The following is a 20,632-nucleotide window of genomic DNA, read 5'->3' on the forward strand; positions in this document are numbered from 1 at the left end:
TCGTGCTACTCGGCCGAGGGCGCCTCACCCTCGTCCGTACCGCTGGTCTCGAGGCCCTCGGCGGTCTCGTCGACGGCGTCCTCACCGTCGACTTCCTCCGCCTCGCTGCCGGCCTCGGCGTTACGTGCGATACCGACCACGGCATCGCGCTTGCCCAGGTTGATCAGTTGGACGCCCATGGTGTCACGGCCCGTCTCCCTGACCCCGCTGACTCGCGTACGAATCACACCGCCGGACAGGGTGATGGCGAGGATCTCGTCGTTCTCCTCGACGATCAGCGCGCCGACCAGCGAACCGCGGTCCTCCACGATCTTGGCGGCCTTGATGCCGAGGCCGCCGCGTCCCTGGACGCGGTACTCGTCGACACGGGTCCGCTTCGCGTACCCCCCGTCGGTGGCAGTGAACACGAACGTACCGGGTCGAACAACATTCATCGACAGAAGTTCATCGTCCGCGCGGAAACTCATGCCCTTGACACCGGAGGTGGCCCGGCCCATGGGTCGCAGAGTGTCGTCGGAGGCGGTGAACCTGATCGACTGTGCCTTCTTGCTGATCAGAAGCAGATCATCGTCCGCCGAAACCAGCTCGGCACCGATCAGTTCGTCGTCGGAACCGTCCTCGCGCTCCCGCAGGTTGATCGCGATGACACCGCCGGAACGGGGCGAATCGTAATCCTTCAGAGGCGTCTTCTTGACCAGACCGGCCTTGGTGGCCAGCACCAGGTAGTCCGCCGCGTCGTAGTCCCGGATCGCGAGGATCTCGGCGATCGCCTCGTCCGGCTGGAAGGCCAGCAGGTTCGCCACGTGCTGACCGCGCGCGTCCCGGCCGGCGTCCGGCAGCTCGTACGCCTTCGCCCGGTACACCCGGCCCTTGTTCGTGAAGAACAGCAGCCAGTGGTGCGTGGTCGAGACGAAGAAGTGGTCGACGATGTCGTCTTCCTTCAGCTTCGTACCGCGCACGCCCTTGCCGCCGCGCTTCTGCGCCCGGTAGTCGACGGTCTTGGTCCGCTTGACGTAGCCGCCGCGCGAGACCGTGACGACGATGTCCTCCTCGGCGATCAGGTCCTCGATGGACATGTCACCGTCGTAGGGCACCAGCATGGTCTTGCGGTCGTCGCCGAACTTCTCCACGATCGCGGCGAGCTCGGCGCTGACGATGCCGCGCTGCCGGACCGGCGAGGCGAGGATCTCGTTGTACTCGGTGATCTTCGCCTGGAGTTCGTCGTGCTCCTGGATGATCTTCTGGCGCTCCAGGGCGGCCAGTCGCCGCAGCTGCATCTCGAGGATGGCGTTGGCCTGGATCTCGTCGATCTCCAGGAGGTCCATCAGGCCCGTACGCGCGATCTCGACCGTGTCGCTCGCCCGGATCAGCGCGATGACCTCGTCGATCGCGTCCAGCGCCTTCAGCAGACCGCGCAGGATGTGCGCCCGCTCCTCGGCCTTGCGCAGCCGGAAGCGCGTCCGGCGGACGATGACCTCGATCTGGTGCGTCACCCAGTGCCGGATGAACGCGTCCAGCGACAGCGTGCGCGGCACACCGTCGACCAGCGCCAGCATGTTGGCGCCGAAGTTCGTCTGCAGGTCGGTGTGCTTGTACAGGTTGTTGAGGACGACCTTGGCGACCGCGTCCCGCTTCAGCACGATGACCAGGCGCTGCCCCGTACGCGACGAGGTCTCGTCCCGCACGTCCGCGATGCCGCCGACCTTGCCGTCCTTCACCAGGTCGGCGATCTTCTGCGCGAGGTTGTCGGGGTTGGTCTGGTACGGCAGCTCCGTGACCACCAGGCACTGGCGGTTCTGGATCTCCTCGACCTCGACGACCGCGCGCATGGTGATGGAGCCGCGCCCCGTGCGGTACGCCTCCTCGATGCCCTTGCGGCCGACGACCAGCGCGCCGGTCGGGAAGTCGGGGCCCTTGATGCGTTCGATCAGCGCGTCCAGGAGCTCCTCGTGCGAGGCCTCCGGGTTCTCCAGGTACCACTGGGCACCGGCCGCGACCTCGCGCAGGTTGTGCGGCGGGATGTTGGTCGCCATGCCGACCGCGATACCGGCGGAGCCGTTGATCAGCAGGTTCGGGAAGCGGGCCGGCAGGACGGTCGGCTCCTGGGAGCGGCCGTCGTAGTTGTCCGTGAAGTCGACGGTCTCCTCGTCGATGTCGCGGACCATCTCCATCGACAGCGGCGCCAGCTTGCACTCGGTGTACCGCATGGCGGCCGCCGGGTCGTTGCCCGGGGAGCCGAAGTTGCCGTTGGAGTCCACCAGCGGCATCCGCATCGACCACGGCTGGGCGAGGCGCACCAGGGCGTCGTAGATGGAGGAGTCGCCGTGCGGGTGGTAGTTGCCCATGACGTCGCCGACGACACGGGCGCACTTATAGAAGCCGCGCTCGGGGCGGTAGCCGCCGTCGTACATCGCGTACAGGACGCGACGGTGCACGGGCTTGAGGCCGTCGCGGACGTCGGGCAGCGCACGGGACACGATGACGGACATCGCGTAGTCCAGGTACGAGCGCTGCATCTCCGTCTCGAGCCCGACGGGCTCGACGCGCATCGCGAGCTCGCCGCCCTCTTCAGGGGTGACGGGGGTGTTCTCGTCGGTCATAGCTGGTCAAGATCCTTCCTGGTGCGGTCAGCTGAGACCGACTCAGATGTCGAGGAAGCGGACGTCCTTGGCGTTGCGCTGGATGAAAGCGCGACGGGCCTCGACGTCCTCGCCCATCAGGACCGAGAACAGGTCGTCGGCCTGGGCGGCGTCGTCCAGGGTGACCTGGCCGAGGACCCGGTGCTCCTGGTCCATCGTGGTGATGCGCAGCTCCTCGGCGTTCATCTCGCCGAGACCCTTGAAGCGCTGGATCGAGTCCTCGCGGACGCGCTTGCCGCGCTGCCGCCCCATCTCGATGAGCGCGTCGCGCTCGCGGTCCGAGTACGCGTACTCCGTGTCGTCCCGGCCCCACTTGATCTTGTAGAGCGGCGGGCGGGACAGGTACACGTGCCCGGCCTCGACCAGCGGCCGCATGAAGCGGAACAGGAAGGTCAGCAGCAGGGTGGAGATGTGCTGGCCGTCGACGTCGGCGTCCGCCATCAGGATGATCTTGTGATAGCGGAGCTTCTCGATGTCGAAGTCCTCGTGCACACCGGTGCCGAAGGCGGAGATCAGCGCCTGGATCTCCTGGTTCTGCAGGATCTTGTCGATCCGCGCCTTCTCGACGTTGAGGATCTTGCCCCGGATCGGGAGGATCGCCTGGTACTGCGGGTTGCGGCCGGACTTGGCCGAGCCGCCGGCGGAGTCACCCTCGACGATGAAGATCTCGCACTTGGTGGGGTCGTTCGACTGGCAGTCGGAGAGCTTGCCCGGCAGGGACGCCGACTCCAGGAGGCCCTTGCGGCGGGTGAGGTCGCGGGCCTTGCGGGCCGCCACGCGCGCAGTGGCCGCCTGGATGCCCTTGCGGATGATGTCCGCGGCCTCGACCGGGTTGCGGTCCAGCCAGTCGTTCAGGTGCTCGTAGACGGCCTTCTGCACGAAGGTCTTGGCCTCCGTGTTGCCCAGCTTGGTCTTCGTCTGGCCCTCGAACTGCGGCTCGCTCAGCTTGACCGAGATGATCGCGGTCAGACCCTCACGGATGTCGTCACCGGTGAGGTTGTCGTCCTTCTCGCGGAGCAGCTTCTTGTCGCGCGCGTACTTGTTGATCAGCGAGGTGAGCGCCGCGCGGAAGCCCTCCTCGTGGGTGCCGCCCTCATGCGTGTGGATGATGTTGGCGAACGAGTACACACCCTCGCTGTAGCCGCTGTTCCACTGCATGGCGACCTCTAGGGACAGGCTCTTGTCCTTGTCCTCGGCCTCCAGGTCGATGATCGTGGGGTGCACCACGTCTCCCTTGCGGGAGTTGAGGTACTTCACGTAGTCGACGATGCCGCCCTCGTAGTGGTACGTGACGGTCTTGACCTCGGCCTTCTCGTCCGCACCCGCCTCGTCGGCGCCGGCCACGGCCTTCGCCTGCTCGCGCTCGTCGGTGAGCCGGATCGTCAGGCCCTTGTTGAGGAACGCCATCTCCTGGAAGCGCCGCGACAGCGTCTCGAAGGAGTACTCGGTGGTCTCGAAGATGTCCGGGTCGGCCCAGAACGTGACCGAGGTGCCCGTCTCGCCGGTCTCCTCGTGCTTGGCCAGCGGAGCCGTGGGGACGCCCAGCTTGTAGTCCTGCGTCCAGCGGTGGCCGTCGGTCTTGACCTCGACGGACACCTTGGTCGACAGGGCGTTCACTACCGAGACGCCGACGCCGTGCAGACCGCCGGAGACCGCGTAACCGCCACCGCCGAACTTGCCGCCCGCGTGCAGCACGGTGAGCACGACCTCGACGGCCGGCTTGCCCTCGGAGGGCACGATGCCGACCGGGATGCCACGGCCGTTGTCGACGACGCGCACGCCGCCGTCGGCCAGGATCGTCACGTCGATCGTGTCCGCGTGGCCCGCCAGAGCCTCGTCGACAGAGTTGTCCACAACCTCCTGCACCAGGTGGTGCAGGCCGCGCTCGCCGGTGGAGCCGATGTACATACCGGGTCGCTTGCGGACCGCGTCCAGCCCTTCGAGCACGGTGATGGCACTGGCGTCGTACGAAGCGGAGGCGGTGACCTCACCGTTCGCGCCGCCGTCGGTGGACGGGATGTTCTCGTTGGGGTTGCCGGAATCGGCCACGAAGCGCCCTTTCTGGCACAGCACGAGCCAGGCTCGTCGGCGGGTTGCCGGAGCGGCTGCGGCATGTTGCGTTGGTAAGCCTTGATCAGCGTTGCTCAGCTTTTCCCGGACGGTCCCCACGTTCGGGGCGGGATTGTCTTCCAGTCTACCGGTAGCGCCGACAGTGATGGGGGTTTGCCGGTACCTGAGTCCGCATGTGCCGCCCTGAACCGGCCTCCGCCGACTCCCGATATGCGGATGGGGGCTCCAAGAGGCTCACGGAGGCACTCAGCGCTTCCGGCTGTCAACCCTTGGCTACTCCGGGGTCAGGTCGCGATTCGCAACCGCGTGCAGTGGTACGACGATCAGCCGAGGCGGCCGTACGACGGCTCCGCACCCGGCTCGTGGCGTGACGTAAGTCACCCGTAGGTATCGCCGGGACCGGTGCTCCCGGGGGCGCGCAACGGGCCGTAGCGCCGGGCCGGACCGCCCGGATTGAGCACCTTGATCATGCGTACGGTGCCGTGCCCCAGGTCCTCGTTCAGGCGGGCGACCAGCGCGGGTGCCAGATGGCGCAGCTGGGTCGCCCAGGCCGTCGAGTCGCACTGCACGACCAGCACGCGCTCGTCCTCGTCGTAGCGCTGCGGCACACAGTGGTTGGCCAGATCGTCACCGACGATCTCCGGCCAGCGGCCCATCACCCCGCCCACCGCGGCCGGCGTCTCCCAGCCCCGCTCGGTGATCAGCCGGTTGATCGCGGAACCCAGCGCCATCGGGTCGCGGCCGTCGGCGCGCGCCCCGGAGCGCAGGCCACCGCGCCGCGCCTGCTTCTTCTGCTGCGCCGCGTCCCCACGCGCGCGTGCCGCCTCCTTGGCCGCCCTGAGCGCCACGCGCGCGAGGTCGACACCGGAGGGTTCGTTCCCGGGCGCCGGTCCGTCGGTGCTCATGCCCGCTCCACCGTCCCGTCGGCCACCGCGTAGCGCGTACCCGTGAGGATGTGCGGTACGTCGTCGTCCACAGCGGCGGTGACCAGCACCTGCTCCCCGGGCGCGACCAGCTCCGCCAGCCGCTCCCGGCGCCGCGCGTCGAGTTCGGCGAACACGTCGTCGAGCACCAGCACCGGCTCGTTCCCCTCGGCCCGCAGCAGGTCGTACGACGCGAGGCGCAGCGCCAGCGCGTACGACCAGGACTCGCCGTGCGAGGCGTACCCCTTCGCGGGCAGCTGCCCCAGCTTGAGGACCAGGTCGTCGCGGTGCGGGCCGACCAGCGTCACACCCCGCTCGATCTCCTGCTTGCGGGCGTCCGCCAGGGCCGCCATCAGCTGGGTGTACAGGTCCTCGCGCGTATGGGCCTCGCCGGGCGCCGACGGCTTGTACTCCAGCGCGACGGGACCGCCGCCCGGCGCCAGCTGCTCGTACGCCTTGTCGGCAAGGGGCTGGATCGCGGCGACCAGGTCGAGCCGCTGGGCGAGCAGCTCGGCACCCACGCGCGCGAGGTGCTGGTCCCACACGTCGAGCGTGGACAGGTCCATGGAGCGGCCGCCGTGCCGCCGGGCGAGGGCCGCGGTCTTCAGCAGGGTGTTCCGCTGCTTCAGCACCCGCTCGTAGTCGGACCGCACGCCCGCCATCCGCGGCGACCGCGCGGTGATCAGCTCGTCCAGGAAGCGGCGCCGCTCGCCGGGATCGCCCTTCACCAGCGCGAGGTCCTCCGGCGCGAACAGCACGGTCCGTACGATCCCCAGCACGTCACGCGGCCTGACCTGCGAGGACCTGTTGATGCGGGCGCGGTTGGCCTTGCCGGGGGTGAGCTCCAGCTCGACCAGCTGCTGCCGGTCGCCCTGCCGGACCTGCGCCCGGATGACCGCCCGGTCGGCGCCCATGCGGACCAGGGGGGCGTCGGTCGCGACCCGGTGGCTGCCGAGGGTCGCGAGATAGCCGACGGCCTCCACGAGGTTGGTCTTGCCCTGGCCGTTGGGGCCGACGAAGGCGGTGACGCCCGGGTCGAGCGGGACCTCGACCCGGGCATAGGAACGGAAGTCGGCCAGCGACAGATGCGTGACGTGCATGGGTGTTTCGCCGACCTCCCCGTGACCTGCTACTTCGTCTTACTTCGCCGCTACGGCGTGACCGCCGAACTGGTTGCGCAGCGCGGCGATCATCTTCATCTGCGGCGAGTCCTCCTGCCGGGAGGCGAACCGCGCGAACAGCGAGGCGGTGATCGCGGGCAGCGGCACCGCGTTGTCTATCGCGGCCTCCACAGTCCACCGGCCCTCGCCGGAGTCCTGTGCATAACCCTTCAGCTTGTCCAGGTGCTCGTCCCCGTCGAGGGCGTTCACCGCGAGGTCGAGCAGCCAGGAACGGATGACCGTCCCTTCCTGCCAGGAGCGGAAGACCTCGCGCACGTCCGTGACGGAGTCGACCTTCTCGAGCAGCTCCCAGCCCTCAGCGTAGGCCTGCATCATCGCGTACTCGATGCCGTTGTGGACCATCTTCGCGAAGTGGCCCGCGCCGACCTTGCCGGCGTGCACCGAACCGAAGTCGCCCTCGGGCTTCAGCGCGTCGAAGACCGGCCGGACCTTCTCGACGTGCTCGGCATCGCCGCCGTACATCAGCGCGTAGCCGTTCTCCAGGCCCCAGACACCGCCGGAGACCCCGCAGTCGACGAAGCCGATGCCCTTGGCAGCCAGCTCCTCGGCGTGCCTCTCGTCGTCCGTCCAGCGGGAGTTGCCGCCGTCGACGACCACGTCACCGGGCTCCAGGAGCTCGGCCAGTTCGTCGATCGTGGACTGCGTCGGCGCCCCGGCCGGGACCATCACCCACACCACACGCGGCCCGGTGAGCTTGCCCACAAGCTCTTCCAGGCTGTGGACATCGGCGAGGTCCGGGTTGCGGTCGTATCCGACGACGGTGTGGCCCGCGCGGCGGATCCGCTCGCGCATGTTGCCGCCCATCTTGCCGAGGCCGACGAGACCGAGCTCCATCAGTTGGTTCCTTAGGTTGCGGTGTGGCAGGAGGGACACGTTCGTGCCCGCGTCCGAGCCTAATCCCGGCCCTTTGCGCACAGTTGTGGGCATAGCCGCTCACCTGGGGAAACCCACCGGGCCTCGGTGCCGGATACCCACAGGGGGCACCCGGCACCGTGCACAGCTGTGGACAACTCAGCCGCTGAGCCGCACCGGCATGATCAGGTACTTGTACGCCTCGTCCGCCTCGGCATCCACCGCCGGCTTCCCGCTCAGCAGCGCCGGCTTCGTGGACGTCGTGAACGACAGCTGCGCCACCGGCGAGTCGATCGCGCTCAGGCCGTCCAGCAGGAACGTCGGGTTGAAGGCGATCGAGATGTCGTCGCCCTCCAGCTGCGCGTCGACCCTTTCCACAGCCTGTGCGTCGTCGCTGGAACCGGCCTCCAGGATCAGCACACCCTGCTCGAAGCTGAGCCGCACCGGCGTGTTCCGCTCGGCGACCAGGGCGACGCGCTTGACGGCCTCGACGAAGGGGGCGGTCTCGATCACGGCGACGGAGTTGAACTCGGTCGGGAAGAGCGTGCGGTACTTCGGCAGGTCGCCTTCGAGCAGCCGCGTGGTCGTACGGCGGCCGGCGCCCTCGAAGCCGATGAGCCCCTCGCCCGCGCCGGAGCCGGAGAGGGCCAGGATGACGCTGTCGCCGCTCGTGAGGGCCTTGGCGGTGTCCAGGAGCGTCTTGGCGGGCACCAGGGCGACCGCGGAGGCCTCCGGGTTCTCCGGCTTCCACAGGAACTCGCGGACCGCGAAGCGGTAGCGGTCGGTGGAGGCCAGGGTGACCGTGTCGCCCTCGATCTCGATGCGCACACCGGTCAGCACCGGCAGCGTGTCGTCACGCCCGGCGGCGATGGCCACCTGGGAGACCGCGGAGGCGAAGACCTCACCCGGGACCGTGCCCGTCGCGTTCGGCATCTGCGGCAGGGACGGGTACTCCTCCACCGGCAGGGTGTGCAGCGTGAACCGGGACGATCCACAGACCACCACGGCCCGTACACCGTCCGTGGAAATCTCCACCGGCCGGTTGGGGAGCGCACGGCAGATGTCGGCGAGCAGCCGGCCGGAGACGAGCACCGTGCCCTCCTCCTCGACCTCGGTCTCGACGCTGACCCGCGCGGAGACCTCGTAGTCGAAGCTGGACAGGCTCAGCTGGCCGTCCTCGGCCTTCAGGAGCAGGCCGGCGAGGACCGGCGCCGGCGGACGGGCCGGGAGGCTGCGTGCCGCCCAGGCCACTGCCTCCGCGAGTACGTCGCGTTCCACCCGGATCTTCACCGTAAGCCCGCCTCCTGCTGTTGCCGGGGCTTCTCGCCCTGCTGCGTCTTCGTCGTCTGTCTCGGTGTCGTCGGCCCTGGGGAGGGGAAGAACACCGGGGACCAGTCTGACGCACCGCACTGACAGCTGGTGCCTCTCGGGGTCAAGTCGTGACGAGGCGCGGTCAGAGGCCGGAGAGCGAGTTGTGCACAGGGCCCTCTTCGAAACGGATTCCCAGCTCTCTCTAGTTGTCAGTAGTAGTAGGGCCTGTGGATACCGTGGATAACCTCGTTTGCCCAGCTCAGGGCCAAGATTTTGTCCACTGCCCCTGTGGGTGGCACCGGTGGACAACTGGGTGTCGCTGTGGAGAACAGAAAGTTCTGCACACGCCATGCACAGCCCGAGGGGAGTTCTCCCCAACACCGTCCCCAGCTTTACCCACCTTTCCCACAGCCCAACCCGGCAGCTTCGTGTGACGCCTTTCACTCGACTCGGTGAGGAGGCGCGTCGCGTTGCCGAACAGTGGACAGCGGTGTGGAGAAGCTGGGGATCGCTGGGGACAACCGCCCCTCAGCCTGTGGGCTACCGGTGGACAACTTCATGCACAGCCTGTGGATCTTTTCGTCGTCCACAGTCTGTGGAGATCCGTTGTCCACGATTCCACAGCCACCTGAGCTGCCCCGATGCGCTTTCAACCCCCAGCCTGTGGACGACGCTCGGGACAACTTCACAGTCCCCAGGGTGTGGACGCAAGAAAGTCGGCAAATCTGTGGAGGACGCCCGTAACCAGGCCGGTAATCGAACAGCCTGCGCCCCGAAGGGGCGCGGGGAACTGCGCGACCAGCCCCCGCCGAGCCCGCAGCGGACCACTCCCGGAACCACCCCAGGACGCCAAAAGGCGCCCCCGGGATCTCTCCCAAGGGCGCCCTGAACGCCGTAGAACCGTCGGCTACACCACTAGCCGTTCTTGATGCGGTTGGTCAGCTCTGTCACCTGGTTGTAGATCGACCGCCGCTCCGCCATCAGCGCCCGGATCTTCCGGTCGGCGTGCATCACGGTCGTGTGGTCCCGGTTCCCGAACTGCGCCCCGATCTTCGGCAGCGACAGATCCGTCAGCTCCCGGCACAGGTACATCGCGATCTGCCGCGCCGTGACCAGCTGCCGGCCGCGCGAACTGCCGCACAGGTCCTCGACGGTGAGCCCGAAGTAGTCCGCGGTCGCCGCCATGATCGCCGTGGCGCTGATCTCCGGCGTGGAGTCCTGCCCCCCGGGGATCAGGTCCTTCAGCACGATCTCGGTCAGTCCGAGATCGACCGGCTGCCGGTTGAGCGACGCGAACGCCGTCACCCGGATCAGCGCGCCCTCCAGCTCACGGATGTTGCGCGAGATGCGGGAGGCGATGAACTCCAGGACCTCCGGCGGCGCGTTCAGCTGCTCCTGCACCGCCTTCTTGCGGAGGATCGCGATCCGCGTCTCCAGCTCCGGCGGCTGGACGTCGGTGATCAGACCCCACTCGAACCGGTTCCGCAGCCGGTCCTCCAGCGTGACCAGCTGCTTGGGCGGCCGGTCGCTGGAGAGCACGATCTGCTTGTTCGCGTTGTGGAGCGTGTTGAAGGTGTGGAAGAACTCCTCCTGCGTCGACTCCTTGTCCGCGAGGAACTGGATGTCGTCGACGAGCAGGATGTCCATCTCGCGGTAGCGCTTGCGGAAGCTGTCGCCCTTGCCGTCGCGGATGGAGTTGATGAACTCGTTGGTGAACTCCTCCGAACTCACGTACCGCACCCGGGTGCCCGGGTAGAGGCTGCGCGCGTAGTGCCCGATCGCGTGCAGCAGGTGCGTCTTGCCGAGTCCCGACTCCCCGTAGATGAAGAGGGGGTTGTACGCCTTGGCGGGCGCCTCGGCGACGGCGACCGCGGCCGCGTGCGCGAAGCGGTTGGACGCGCCGATGACGAACGTGTCGAAGAGGTACTTCGGGTTCAGGCGGGCGGTCGGTTCACCGGGGCCGCCAGCCGGCGCGGACTTCGCGCCGTGTGGTCCGGGCCCGCCGGCGCTCGGCAGGTCCGGCCGTCCGGGACCGCCCCGGTGCCCCTGGCCCGGCCCGCCCGAGGACTCGGGCAGCTCACGGCGCCCGGAGTCCCGGTCGTAGTCGGACCGGTCGTAGTCGGGTCGCTCATAGTCCGACCGGTCGTAGTCGGGGCGCGGCGGTTCGTACTCCGCGCGCTGCTGCTCGTACGGCGGCCGCGCCGGCGGCTGCTGCGGGCGGTACTCCTGGCCGTAGGAGTCCTGGCCGCCGTAGCCGTCCGAGCGGTACGCGTCCTGGGACGGTGAGGCATAGGGGTCGCGCTCGGGGAAGCCGAGCCGCGGCTGCTGCCAGCCGTACTCGTCCTGTCCGGGGCGCGGCCAGGCGCCGGGCTCGGGGCGCTGGTACTCGGAGGGGTAGGCGGGGCGGGCGGTGGGGAGCTGGTCGCGTCCGCCCTGGTCCGGCAGCTGGTCGGCGCGGTGACGGCCGTACCCTCCGTCGTACTGCGACGACGGGAGCTCGGGCTCCTCGTAACGCTGTGTCTTCACGGGGGGAGCCGGCGGGGCCGGGGGCTCGCCGGCGGACTCGTCCACGGTGATCGCGATCCGGATCGGGCGCCCGCACTCGCGGCTCAGGGTCTCGCTGACGATCGGTGCGAGACGGCCCTCCAGTACGTTCTTCGCGAACTCGTTCGGTACGGCGAGCAGGGCGGTGTCCGCGACCAGCGCGAGTGGCTGGCAGCGTCGGATCCAGTGTTCGTCCTTCGTCTCCACCCCCTGGCCGCGGCCCTCACCGAGGAGCTGCTCCAGTACTCGTGGCCACACTGCGGCAAGATCGGCAGGTACGTCAGCCACAGGGCACGCTCTCTCACAGGTCCCACGAACGTGTGGTTCGAGGACGGGTCGGGATGAATATCGGGTCGGGCGGGGATAAAGGAACGAATCGGAGTTCAGCCACGGTAGTCAGCGTGGCGGGTGCGGTTCAAGTTGTTGTCCCCAGCCTGTGGATAGTGTCTCTCCGTCACTGCTGGTTTGACCGAATGGCGTAGCCCCGCGTACCGTAACCAGGTCGAGTTGTCGATGGCTGCTGCCGCCTGCCTCCGATGGGCACAGATCGCTGAAGGTGATCGGGAAGCGGTGCACTCGGGCGTGATGCGAGCTACTCGTGGGCGCACGGTGACAGCCAGGATGGCACCCGCCACCACCGATTTGATTTCTGGAGCCCCCGAGTGAGCAAGCGCACCTTCCAGCCGAACAACCGTCGTCGCGCGAAGACCCACGGCTTCCGCCTGCGGATGCGCACCCGTGCCGGCCGCGCGATTCTCGCGAACCGTCGTGCCAAGGGTCGCGCCAGCCTGTCCGCCTGATCCCGATCAGGTCATGACGTCGTGCTGCCTACCGAGCATCGGCTGAGGCGGCGCGAGGATTTCGCGACCGCGGTTCGACGGGGGCGCCGGGCAGGCCGCCCGTCCCTCGTCGTCCACCTTCGTAGCGGTGCCACGGACCCGCACGCGCCTGGGGAGAGCGCTCCCCCGACGCGTGCGGGTTTCGTCGTGAGCAAGGCCGTGGGTGGTGCCGTTGTGCGCAACACAGTGAAGCGCAGACTGCGCCATCTGATGCGTGAGCGAGTCGCCCTGTTTCCCCCCGGTAGCCTGGTAGTCGTACGAGCGCTGCCCGGAGCGGGCGACGCCGACCATGCACAGCTGGCCCGAGACCTGGATGCCGCCATCGAGCGGCTGCTGGGAGGGGGCGCGCGATGAAGTACCCGCTGCTGGCTCTGATCAAGCTGTACCAGTGGACGATCAGTCCACTGTTGGGGCCGGTGTGCAAGTACTACCCGTCGTGCTCCCACTACGGCTATACGGCCATCGACCGGCACGGTGCGATCAAGGGCACGGCACTCACGGCCTGGCGCATCCTGCGGTGCAATCCGTGGTCGCTCGGCGGTGTGGACCATGTTCCGCCGCGCAAGCGCCCGCGGTGGCACGAAATGCTGCGTGACGCCTGGCGTGCACGCAGGGGCGGGCCCTCCGCCGCCGAACCGGCCACCGAGGAGAAGCCTCCTTCCGAGCTTTCTTCGAGCCCGGCCGCAGAGACTTCGTCCCATGCCCAAGGAGCATGATTAGTGGACACGATTGCCAGCCTGTTCAGCTTCATCACGACACCCGTCTCATGGGTCATCGTCCAGTTCCACTCGGTGTACGGGAAGATCTTCGGTCCCGACACGGGCTGGGCCTGGGGCTTGTCCATCGTGTCCCTGGTGATCCTGATCCGCATCTGCCTGATCCCGCTCTTCGTGAAGCAGATCAAGGCGACCCGGGCCATGCAGACGCTCCAGCCCGAGATGAAGAAGATCCAGGAGCGCTACAAGAACGACAAGCAGCGTCAGTCCGAAGAGATGATGAAGCTGTACAAGGAGTCGGGCACCAACCCGCTCTCCTCGTGCCTTCCCATCCTGGCGCAGTCCCCGTTCTTCTTCGCCCTGTACCACGTGCTCAACGGCATCGCGACGGGCTCGACGATCGGCGTCATCAACGAGTCGCTGCTCGCCAGTGCCCGTAAGGCCCACATCTTCGGGGCACCGCTCGCCGCGAAGTTCACGGACGGCTCCTCGAAGGTGGAGGCGCTCGGTGCCTCCCTCACGGACGTCCGGGTCGTCACCGCGATCATGATCGTCCTGATGTCGGCGTCGCAGTTCTACACGCAGCGCCAGCTGATGACGAAGAACGTCGACACCACGGTGAAGACGCCGTTCATGCAGCAGCAGAAGATGCTGATGTACGTCTTCCCGGTCATGTTCGCCGTCTTCGGTATCAACTTCCCGGTCGGTGTCCTCGTCTACTGGCTGACCACCAACGTGTGGACCATGGGCCAGCAGATGTACGTCATCCGCAACAACCCGACCCCGGGTTCCAAGGCCCAGGCCGCCTACCTGGAGCGCCTCACCAAGCACGTCACGCACCACGGCAAGACCCGTCGGCGCAGTGAGAAGACCATCGTCAAGGCGATCGTCGCCAAGGGCCGGGACCGCAACGAGTTCGAGCGCACGTTCATCAACGCGCTGACCAAGGCCGGCCTCACGGCCCAGGCCGACGGCACCGTGGCGAAGGGCGAGGCCCAGGCCGTCGCGCAGACCGAGGACGGCGTCACGGCCACCGGTGCCGCCAGGCGGCAGCAGCCCAAGCGCCAGAGCAAGGCCCAGCGGCAGTCCGGCGCGGTGAAGGCGCCCGGCGACTCCACGTCGGCTTCTTCGGACTCGTCGGATTCGGCTGATCCGGCGGACACGACGACCTCGCTCGAGAAGACCGACGAGCCGCAGGACGCCAAGCCGGCTGCCCAGCAGGCCCCGAAGGGCGGCTCCAACGGCCGCAGCAGGGCCCAGTCCGGTCAGCGCAAGGGCGGTCCGCAGCGCCCCAAGTCCCCGTCCAAGAAGTAAGAAGGAGCCCATCCCGTGACGGAAGGCACCACCTCCGCCGCTGCCGAGGGTGCAGACACCCTGACCCGCCTGGAGCAGGAGGGCGAGATCGCGGCGGACTACCTTGAGGGCCTGCTGGACATCGCCGACCTCGACGGCGACATCGACATGGATGTCGAGGCCGACCGCGCCTCGGTGTCGATCATCAGCGACTCGGGCGGCCGCGACCTGCAGAAGCTGGTCGGCCGCGACGGCGAGGTGCTGGAGGCGCTCCAGGAGCTGACCCGCCTGGCCGTGCACCGGGAGACCGGTGACCGTAGCCGGCTGATGCTCGACATCGCGGGTTACCGAGCCAAGAAGCGCGCCGAGCTCTCCGAGCTGGGCGCCAAGGCCGCCGCCGAAGTGAAGAACACCGGCGAGCCCGTGAAGCTCAAGCCGATGACCCCGTTCGAGCGCAAGGTCGTGCACGACGCGGTCAAGTCCGCCGGTCTGCGCAGCGAGTCGGAGGGCGAGGAGCCCCAGCGGTTCGTCGTCGTACTGCCTGCCTGAGCGGTCCCCCCGTTGTACCGGCCCCGTCTGTTGAGCAGGCGGGGCCGAACTTTGTCAGCCTGGTAGTTCTGGTGGCCGGTGCGTGGAGCGCCGGCGCTGTACGGAAGGACGGTCCCCCGTGACGGAGGCTGCGGAGCTCCCCCCGGCGCCCGAGCAGGCGCGGGAAGTGTTCGGCGAGCGCTTCGCCGATGCGGTCCGCTACGCGGAGCTGCTCGCCGAGGCAGGTGTGCAGCGTGGTCTGATCGGCCCGCGGGAAGTGCCCCGTCTGTGGGAGCGCCACCTGCTGAACTGTGCGGTGCTCTCGGAGGCCGTCCCCGAGGGGGTGACGGTGTGCGACGTGGGTTCCGGGGCCGGGCTGCCGGGCATTCCGCTGGCGCTGGTTCGTGAGGACCTCAACATCACCCTGTTGGAGCCATTGCTGCGGCGCACCAACTTCCTGACCGAGGTCGTCGAGCTGCTCGGTCTGGACCATGTCACCGTGGTGCGGGGCCGCGCCGAGGAGGTCATGGGCAAGCTGCCTCCGGTGCATGTGGTGACGGCCCGTGCCGTGGCCCCGCTGGACCGGCTGGCCGCCTGGGGCATCCCGCTGCTGCGTCCTTACGGCGAGATGCTCGCCCTCAAGGGGGACACGGCGGAGGAGGAGCTGAAAGCCGCGTCTACCGCGCTGACCAAGTTGGGTGCGGTGACCACGTCCATCCTGCATGTGGGTGAGGGCGTGGTGGATCCGCTGTCGACCGTCGTCCGTGTGGAGGTCGGGGAGAGCCCGGGCGGTGTGCGCTTCGCGGCCAAGCGTGCGAAGGCGGCCCGTACAGGGAGGGCACGTAGGCGCCGCTGATCCGTCCTGACGACCAGACGTACTCCACACAAGCTGCCAAACCTATGCATGACGGAGTGTCGCGGCTTTTCGGTACCGCTCGCTGTGCATCGTGTTTCACGTGAAACGTCGCTCACTGCTACACGGCATCATCGGCCGGGGCCGCGCCGCGGCCGAACCGCGCGACCGAAAGCCCCTCGGTTCCCTCAGAGAGGGGGCCTCTGGTGACACTCCGTCCTCCCTGCGGGGCACGGAGTTGTCCACAGAGGTGGATTTCTCCACAGAACACCAGGCCTCACTGGTTCGCGACCCCGAAGGCATGGGAGGCTCTGTTCATTGCGAGCCTGAAGTCGAGGAGAGTGAATCCTTGCGGTCCGACGCCAACATCGCGGGACCGATGACCGATCCGGTCCCCGGTCCCCGTACCGAGTCGATGGGGGTGGATGTTTCACGTGAAACACCGCCCCCTATGGACGACACTCCCATCGGTCGTGCTGCCCAACTCGCTGTGGAGGCTCTGGGCCGTGCCGGCGAAGGTCTGCCACGTCCGGAGCAGACCAGAGTCATGGTGGTCGCCAACCAGAAGGGCGGTGTCGGCAAGACGACCACAACGGTCAACCTTGCCGCGTCCCTGGCCCTGCACGGCAGCCGCGTCCTGGTGATCGACCTCGACCCACAGGGCAATGCGTCCACTGCGCTGGGTATCGACCATCACGCCGAAGTTCCGTCCATCTACGACGTGTTGGTCGAGAGCAAGCCGCTGGCCGAGGTCGTCCAGCCGGTGGTGGACGTCGAGGGTCTCTTCTGTGCCCCCGCCACGATTGATCTCGCCGGTGCGGAGATCGAGCTGGTGTCCCTGGTGGCACGGGAGAGCCGGCTGCAACGGGCGATCCAGGCGTATGAGCAGCCGCTGGACTACATCCTCATCGACTGCCCGCCCTCGCTCGGCTTGCTGACGGTCAACGCGCTCGTCGCGGGCGCCGAGGTGCTCATCCCGATCCAGTGCGAGTACTACGCGCTGGAGGGCCTCGGCCAGCTGCTGCGCAACGTCGACCTGGTGCGGGGGCACCTCAACCCCGACCTGCACGTGTCGACCATCCTGCTCACCATGTACGACGGCCGGACGCGTCTCGCGTCCCAGGTCGCGGACGAGGTGCGCAGCCACTTCGGTGACGAGGTGCTGCGGACGAGCATTCCCCGCTCGGTCCGCATCTCAGAGGCGCCGAGCTACGGGCAGACGGTACTGACCTACGATCCTGGATCGAGCGGTGCCCTCTCCTACCTTGAGGCGGCCCGAGAAATCGCGCTGAAGGGCATCGGGGTCAGCTACGACCCGACGCAGGCCCATATCGGTGCTCAGACCAACCCGAACATGGTGGAGGGGATCCAGTGAGCGAGCGACGGAGGGGGCTGGGTCGTGGGCTCGGTGCACTGATCCCAACTGCCCCGACCGAGAAGAACCCGGCCCAGACGGCCGTGGGGGGAACGGTAGCGCCGTCCCCCGCCGCGGTTCCGGTGCTGACGACCGACCGTGGGGTCGCCGCGGCCAAGGTGACGACGCTGCCGGCTGTTTCACATGAAACCGAGGAACTGTCGGTGTTCGGAGTCGCAGGTGGCGTGGAGACGCCTGCTCCTCCGATGGGCGCCCACTTCGCGGAGATCCCCCTCGACGACATCGCGCCGAACCCGCGTCAGCCGCGTGAGGTCTTCGACGAGGACGCTCTCCAGGAGCTGGTCACCTCCATCCAAGAGGTCGGCCTCCTCCAGCCCGTCGTCGTACGGCAGTTGGGTCCCTCTCGCTACGAGCTCATCATGGGCGAGCGGCGCTGGCGGGCCTGCCGTGAGGCCGGACTCGACGCAATCCCGGCGATCGTCCGGGCGACGGACGACGACAAGCTCCTCCTGGACGCATTGTTGGAGAACCTGCACCGCGCCCAGCTGAACCCGCTGGAAGAGGCCGCTGCCTACGACCAGCTGCTGAAGGACTTCAACTGCACGCACGACCAGCTGGCCGACCGCATCGGGCGCTCCCGCCCGCAGGTCTCCAACACCCTGCGACTGCTGAAGCTCTCCCCGGCGGTCCAGCGCCGGGTGGCCGCCGGAGTCCTGTCGGCCGGGCACGCCCGGGCGCTGCTCTCCGTCGATGACTCGGAGGAGCAGGACCGGCTGGCCCACCGGATCGTCGCCGAGGGGCTGTCGGTGCGGGCCGTCGAGGAGATCGTGACCCTCATGGGCTCGCGACCCCAGACGACGACGCGCGCCAAGGGACCGCGGGCCGGCGCCCGGGTCTCCCCGGCGCTGAGCGACCTCGCGACCCGGCTCTCGGACCGCTTCGAGACGCGGGTGAAGGTCGACCTGGGGCAGAAGAAGGGCAAGATCACCGTCGAGTTCGCCTCGATGGAAGACCTTGAGCGGATCCTCGGCTCGCTCGCCCCGGGCGAGGGGCCGGTCCTGCACCAGGGCCTCCACGACGGAGACTCCTCGGCCTCTGAGGGATCCGAGGAGTTCGAGGACTGACCGTCCCGCCGACCGGACGTTTCCCGTCCGGTCGGCGCCTCGTCGCTCAGGGAGCGGACCATGTCCGGTGTGTAACGGAACGCGGTCCGCTCTTTGCTTTCAGGCGGTATCGATGGAATCGCTGTGTGGATACGATGCGAACGGTATGGCGCATCCACCCGACAGCTGGCAGCACCTCTGAGAGAGGCGGGGGCCATGCGATCGATGAGCCGCACCGGACTGGTGAGCGCGGGTCTGGGACTGGGCGCGACCGTCGGATTCTTCGGCAGTCTGCTCAGGGAACGCAGCGCTCTGACAGCCGCTCGCGATGCTGCGGGCGAAGGAAGCGAGGAACAGCCTTCATGGGGCGTCGGCTCGTACCGCTCACGCTGGACAACCTTCAGGACCTTCCCCAGCGCTGTCGCTCGTGTGTCTTCTGGGAACTGGATCCCGTCAGCGGCGAAGCAGCGGTGAGAGCGGGTACACCCGCGCTGGAGAAAGAATCCTGGATCTCCGCCGTCCTGCTCGACTGGGGATCGTGCGGCCGGGTGGTCTATGTCGACGACGTACCGGTGGGCTTTGTGCTCTACGCGCCGCCCGCCTACGTCCCGCGCTCCACGGCGTTCCCCACGAGCCCGGTTTCATCGGACGCCGTGCAGCTCATGACCGGCTTCATCATGCCCGGCTATCAGGGGCAGGGCCTCGGGCGTGTGATGGTGCAGACGGTCGCCAAGGATCTGCTGCGGCGGGGCTTCAAGGCCATCGAGGCGTTCGGCGACGCCCGCTACAAGGAGCCGGCCTGTCTGCTGCCTGCAGAGCATCTGTTGGCCGTGGGCTTCAAGACGGTCCGGCAGCATCCCTTGCACCCCAGGCTGCGGCTGGAGCTACGGACGACGCTCTCCTGGAAGGAAGACGTGGAGATGGCGCTCGACCGGCTTCTGGGAGCCGTACAGAAGGAACCAGCGCTTCGGCCGCTGTGAGTGCCGCAAAGCGAATGGGCCAACCCTTGGGGTTGGCCCATTCGTGTTTCACGTGAAACATCACTCGGCGATGAAGTCCTCAAGGTCGCGGACAAGCGCGGCCTTGGGCTTGGCGCCGACGATGGTCTTGGCGACCTCGCCGCCCTGGTAGACGTTCAGGGTCGGGATCGACATGACGCCGTACTTGGCCGCCGTGTTCGGGTTCTCGTCGATGTTCAGCTTGACGATCTCGATCTTCTCACCGTGCTCGGCGGCGATCGCCTCAAGCGACGGGGCGATCTGGCGGCACGGACCGCACCACTCGGCCCAGAAGTCCACCAGGACGGGCTTGTCGCTCTTGAGGACGACCTCTTCGAAGTCGGCGTCGGTCACATGCTTCAGAGTGCCGGCCACGGCGGGCTCCTTTACTTGATCGTGCGGTGGGGCGGAAGGGGAAAGATCAGACAGCGGTCTTCTCGGGCTCGGCCTTCTCCTCGTCCGCGAGGGCGGAGAGGAAACGCTCGGCGTCGAGAGCGGCGGAGCAGCCGGTGCCGGCTGCGGTGATTGCCTGGCGGTAGGTGTGGTCGACCACGTCACCGGCGGCGAAGACACCGGTCAGGTTGGTGTGCGTCGAGGGGGAGGCCACCTTGAGGTAGCCCTCCTCGTCGAGGTCCAGCTGGCCCTTGAAGAGCTCGGTGCGCGGGTCGTGGCCGATCGCGATGAACAGGCCGGTCACCGGCAGGTCGGAGAGCTCGCCGGTCTTGACGTTGCGCAGCTTCAGACCGGCCAGCTTCTGCTCACCCTGGACCTCGGCGATCTCGCTGTCCCAGGCGAACTTGATCTTCGGGTCGGCGAAGGCGCGCTCCTGCATCGCCTTGGAGGCGCGCAGGGTGTCCCGGCGGTGGACGATCGTCACGGACTTGGCGAACCGCGAGAGGAAGGTCGCCTCCTCCATCGCGGTGTCGCCGCCGCCGATCACGGCGATGTCCTGGTCCTTGAAGAAGAACCCGTCACACGTGGCACACCAGGAGACACCGCGTCCGGAGAGGGCGTCCTCGTTCGGGAGACCGAGCTTGCGGTGCTGCGAGCCGGTGGTGACGATGACGGCCTTCGCCTTGTGGACCGTGCCGCCGGTGTCGGTGACGGTCTTGATCTCACCGTTCAGGTCGACGGAGACGACGTCGTCCGGAACCAGCTCGGCACCGAAGCGCTCGGCCTGGGCGCGCATGTTGTCCATGAGGTCGGGGCCCATGATGCCGTCGCGGAAGCCCGGGAAGTTCTCCACCTCGGTGGTGTTCATCAGGGCACCGCCCGCGGTGACGGCCCCCTCGAACACCAGGGGCTTCAGCGACGCGCGCGCGGTGTAGAGCGCCGCCGTGTAGCCGGCGGGCCCGGAGCCGATGATGATCACGTTACGGACGTCGCTCACGGCTTGATTCCTCGTCT

Annotated in this window: 18 protein-coding genes; 9 read left to right on the plus strand and 9 right to left on the minus strand. The window is 68.0% G+C overall.

Going from position 1 to position 20,632, the window contains the following annotated elements:
• Nucleotides 1-5: 5 nt before the first annotated feature.
• From gyrA to dnaA, 7 genes are all read right to left on the minus strand, one after another.
• The gene (gene gyrA, locus SSP29_RS11480) at nt 6-2,600 is read right to left on the minus strand and encodes a DNA gyrase subunit A (RefSeq protein ID WP_089100448.1); all 2,595 of its coding nucleotides are present in this window, start codon (nt 2,598-2,600) and stop codon (nt 6-8) included.
• Between the two features lie 42 nt (nt 2,601-2,642).
• Nucleotides 2,643-4,712 carry a DNA topoisomerase (ATP-hydrolyzing) subunit B gene (gene gyrB, locus SSP29_RS11485; protein ID WP_089100449.1) on the minus strand — a complete coding sequence of 690 codons (2,070 nt, stop codon included), beginning with the start codon at nt 4,710-4,712 and terminating at the stop codon, nt 2,643-2,645.
• 374 nt (nt 4,713-5,086) lie between these two features.
• Nucleotides 5,087-5,614 (minus strand): DciA family protein, encoded by a 528-nt coding sequence (locus tag SSP29_RS11490; RefSeq protein ID WP_089100450.1) that lies wholly within the window; start codon nt 5,612-5,614, stop codon nt 5,087-5,089.
• Nucleotides 5,611-6,732 carry a DNA replication/repair protein RecF gene (gene recF / locus SSP29_RS11495; RefSeq protein ID WP_089100451.1) on the minus strand — a complete coding sequence of 374 codons (1,122 nt, stop codon included), beginning with the start codon at nt 6,730-6,732 and terminating at the stop codon, nt 5,611-5,613. Before recF ends, SSP29_RS11490 begins: the two co-directional genes overlap by 4 nt.
• Before the next feature lie 39 nt (nt 6,733-6,771).
• A complete protein-coding gene (gene gnd / locus SSP29_RS11500) occupies nt 6,772-7,647 on the minus strand; it encodes a phosphogluconate dehydrogenase (NAD(+)-dependent, decarboxylating) (protein WP_089100452.1) in 876 nt (291 codons plus the stop codon).
• A gap of 177 nt (nt 7,648-7,824) precedes the next feature.
• Nucleotides 7,825-8,955 (minus strand): DNA polymerase III subunit beta, encoded by a 1,131-nt coding sequence (gene dnaN / locus SSP29_RS11505; protein ID WP_089100453.1) that lies wholly within the window; start codon nt 8,953-8,955, stop codon nt 7,825-7,827.
• Between the two features lie 936 nt (nt 8,956-9,891).
• Entirely contained in the window at nt 9,892-11,808 is a 1,917-nt protein-coding gene (dnaA, locus tag SSP29_RS11515) for a chromosomal replication initiator protein DnaA (protein ID WP_089100454.1), read from the minus strand.
• 374 nt (nt 11,809-12,182) lie between these two features.
• Here dnaA and rpmH point away from each other — a divergent pair, with 374 nt between their 5' ends.
• From rpmH to SSP29_RS11560, 9 genes are all read left to right on the plus strand, one after another.
• On the plus strand, nt 12,183-12,320 hold the full coding sequence (gene rpmH / locus SSP29_RS11520) for a 50S ribosomal protein L34 (RefSeq protein WP_015659252.1): 138 nt from the start codon (nt 12,183-12,185) through the stop codon (nt 12,318-12,320).
• A 21-nt stretch (nt 12,321-12,341) separates the two neighbouring features.
• On the plus strand, nt 12,342-12,713 hold the full coding sequence (gene rnpA, locus SSP29_RS11525) for a ribonuclease P protein component (protein WP_089100455.1): 372 nt from the start codon (nt 12,342-12,344) through the stop codon (nt 12,711-12,713).
• Entirely contained in the window at nt 12,710-13,075 is a 366-nt protein-coding gene (gene yidD, locus SSP29_RS11530) for a membrane protein insertion efficiency factor YidD (RefSeq protein ID WP_089100456.1), read from the plus strand. Before rnpA ends, yidD begins: the two co-directional genes overlap by 4 nt.
• A 3-nt stretch (nt 13,076-13,078) precedes the next feature.
• Entirely contained in the window at nt 13,079-14,389 is a 1,311-nt protein-coding gene (gene yidC / locus SSP29_RS11535; RefSeq protein WP_089100457.1) for a membrane protein insertase YidC, read from the plus strand.
• Between the two features lie 15 nt (nt 14,390-14,404).
• A complete protein-coding gene (locus tag SSP29_RS11540; protein WP_089100458.1) occupies nt 14,405-14,917 on the plus strand; it encodes a Jag family protein in 513 nt (170 codons plus the stop codon).
• A 118-nt stretch (nt 14,918-15,035) separates the two neighbouring features.
• Entirely contained in the window at nt 15,036-15,752 is a 717-nt protein-coding gene (gene rsmG, locus SSP29_RS11545) for a 16S rRNA (guanine(527)-N(7))-methyltransferase RsmG (protein WP_089100459.1), read from the plus strand.
• Between the two features lie 298 nt (nt 15,753-16,050).
• Nucleotides 16,051-17,124 (plus strand): ParA family protein, encoded by a 1,074-nt coding sequence (locus tag SSP29_RS11550; RefSeq protein ID WP_089100762.1) that lies wholly within the window; start codon nt 16,051-16,053, stop codon nt 17,122-17,124.
• On the plus strand, nt 17,121-18,248 hold the full coding sequence (locus SSP29_RS11555) for a ParB/RepB/Spo0J family partition protein (RefSeq protein WP_089100460.1): 1,128 nt from the start codon (nt 17,121-17,123) through the stop codon (nt 18,246-18,248). Before SSP29_RS11550 ends, SSP29_RS11555 begins: the two co-directional genes overlap by 4 nt.
• A 341-nt stretch (nt 18,249-18,589) precedes the next feature.
• The gene (locus SSP29_RS11560; protein ID WP_089100461.1) at nt 18,590-19,207 is read left to right on the plus strand and encodes a GNAT family N-acetyltransferase; all 618 of its coding nucleotides are present in this window, start codon (nt 18,590-18,592) and stop codon (nt 19,205-19,207) included.
• A 60-nt stretch (nt 19,208-19,267) separates the two neighbouring features.
• Here the strand turns inward: SSP29_RS11560 and trxA are convergent, their stop codons facing one another.
• Nucleotides 19,268-19,600 carry a thioredoxin gene (trxA, locus tag SSP29_RS55390; RefSeq protein WP_089100462.1) on the minus strand — a complete coding sequence of 111 codons (333 nt, stop codon included), beginning with the start codon at nt 19,598-19,600 and terminating at the stop codon, nt 19,268-19,270.
• A gap of 46 nt (nt 19,601-19,646) precedes the next feature.
• Complete coding sequence (trxB, locus tag SSP29_RS11570) at nt 19,647-20,615, minus strand: thioredoxin-disulfide reductase (protein WP_089100463.1); 969 nt, start codon at nt 20,613-20,615, stop codon at nt 19,647-19,649.
• Nucleotides 20,616-20,632 lie beyond the last annotated feature (17 nt).

The sequence above is a fragment of the Streptomyces hyaluromycini genome (assembly GCF_002217755.1).
Lineage (GTDB): Bacteria > Actinomycetota > Actinomycetes > Streptomycetales > Streptomycetaceae > Streptomyces > Streptomyces hyaluromycini.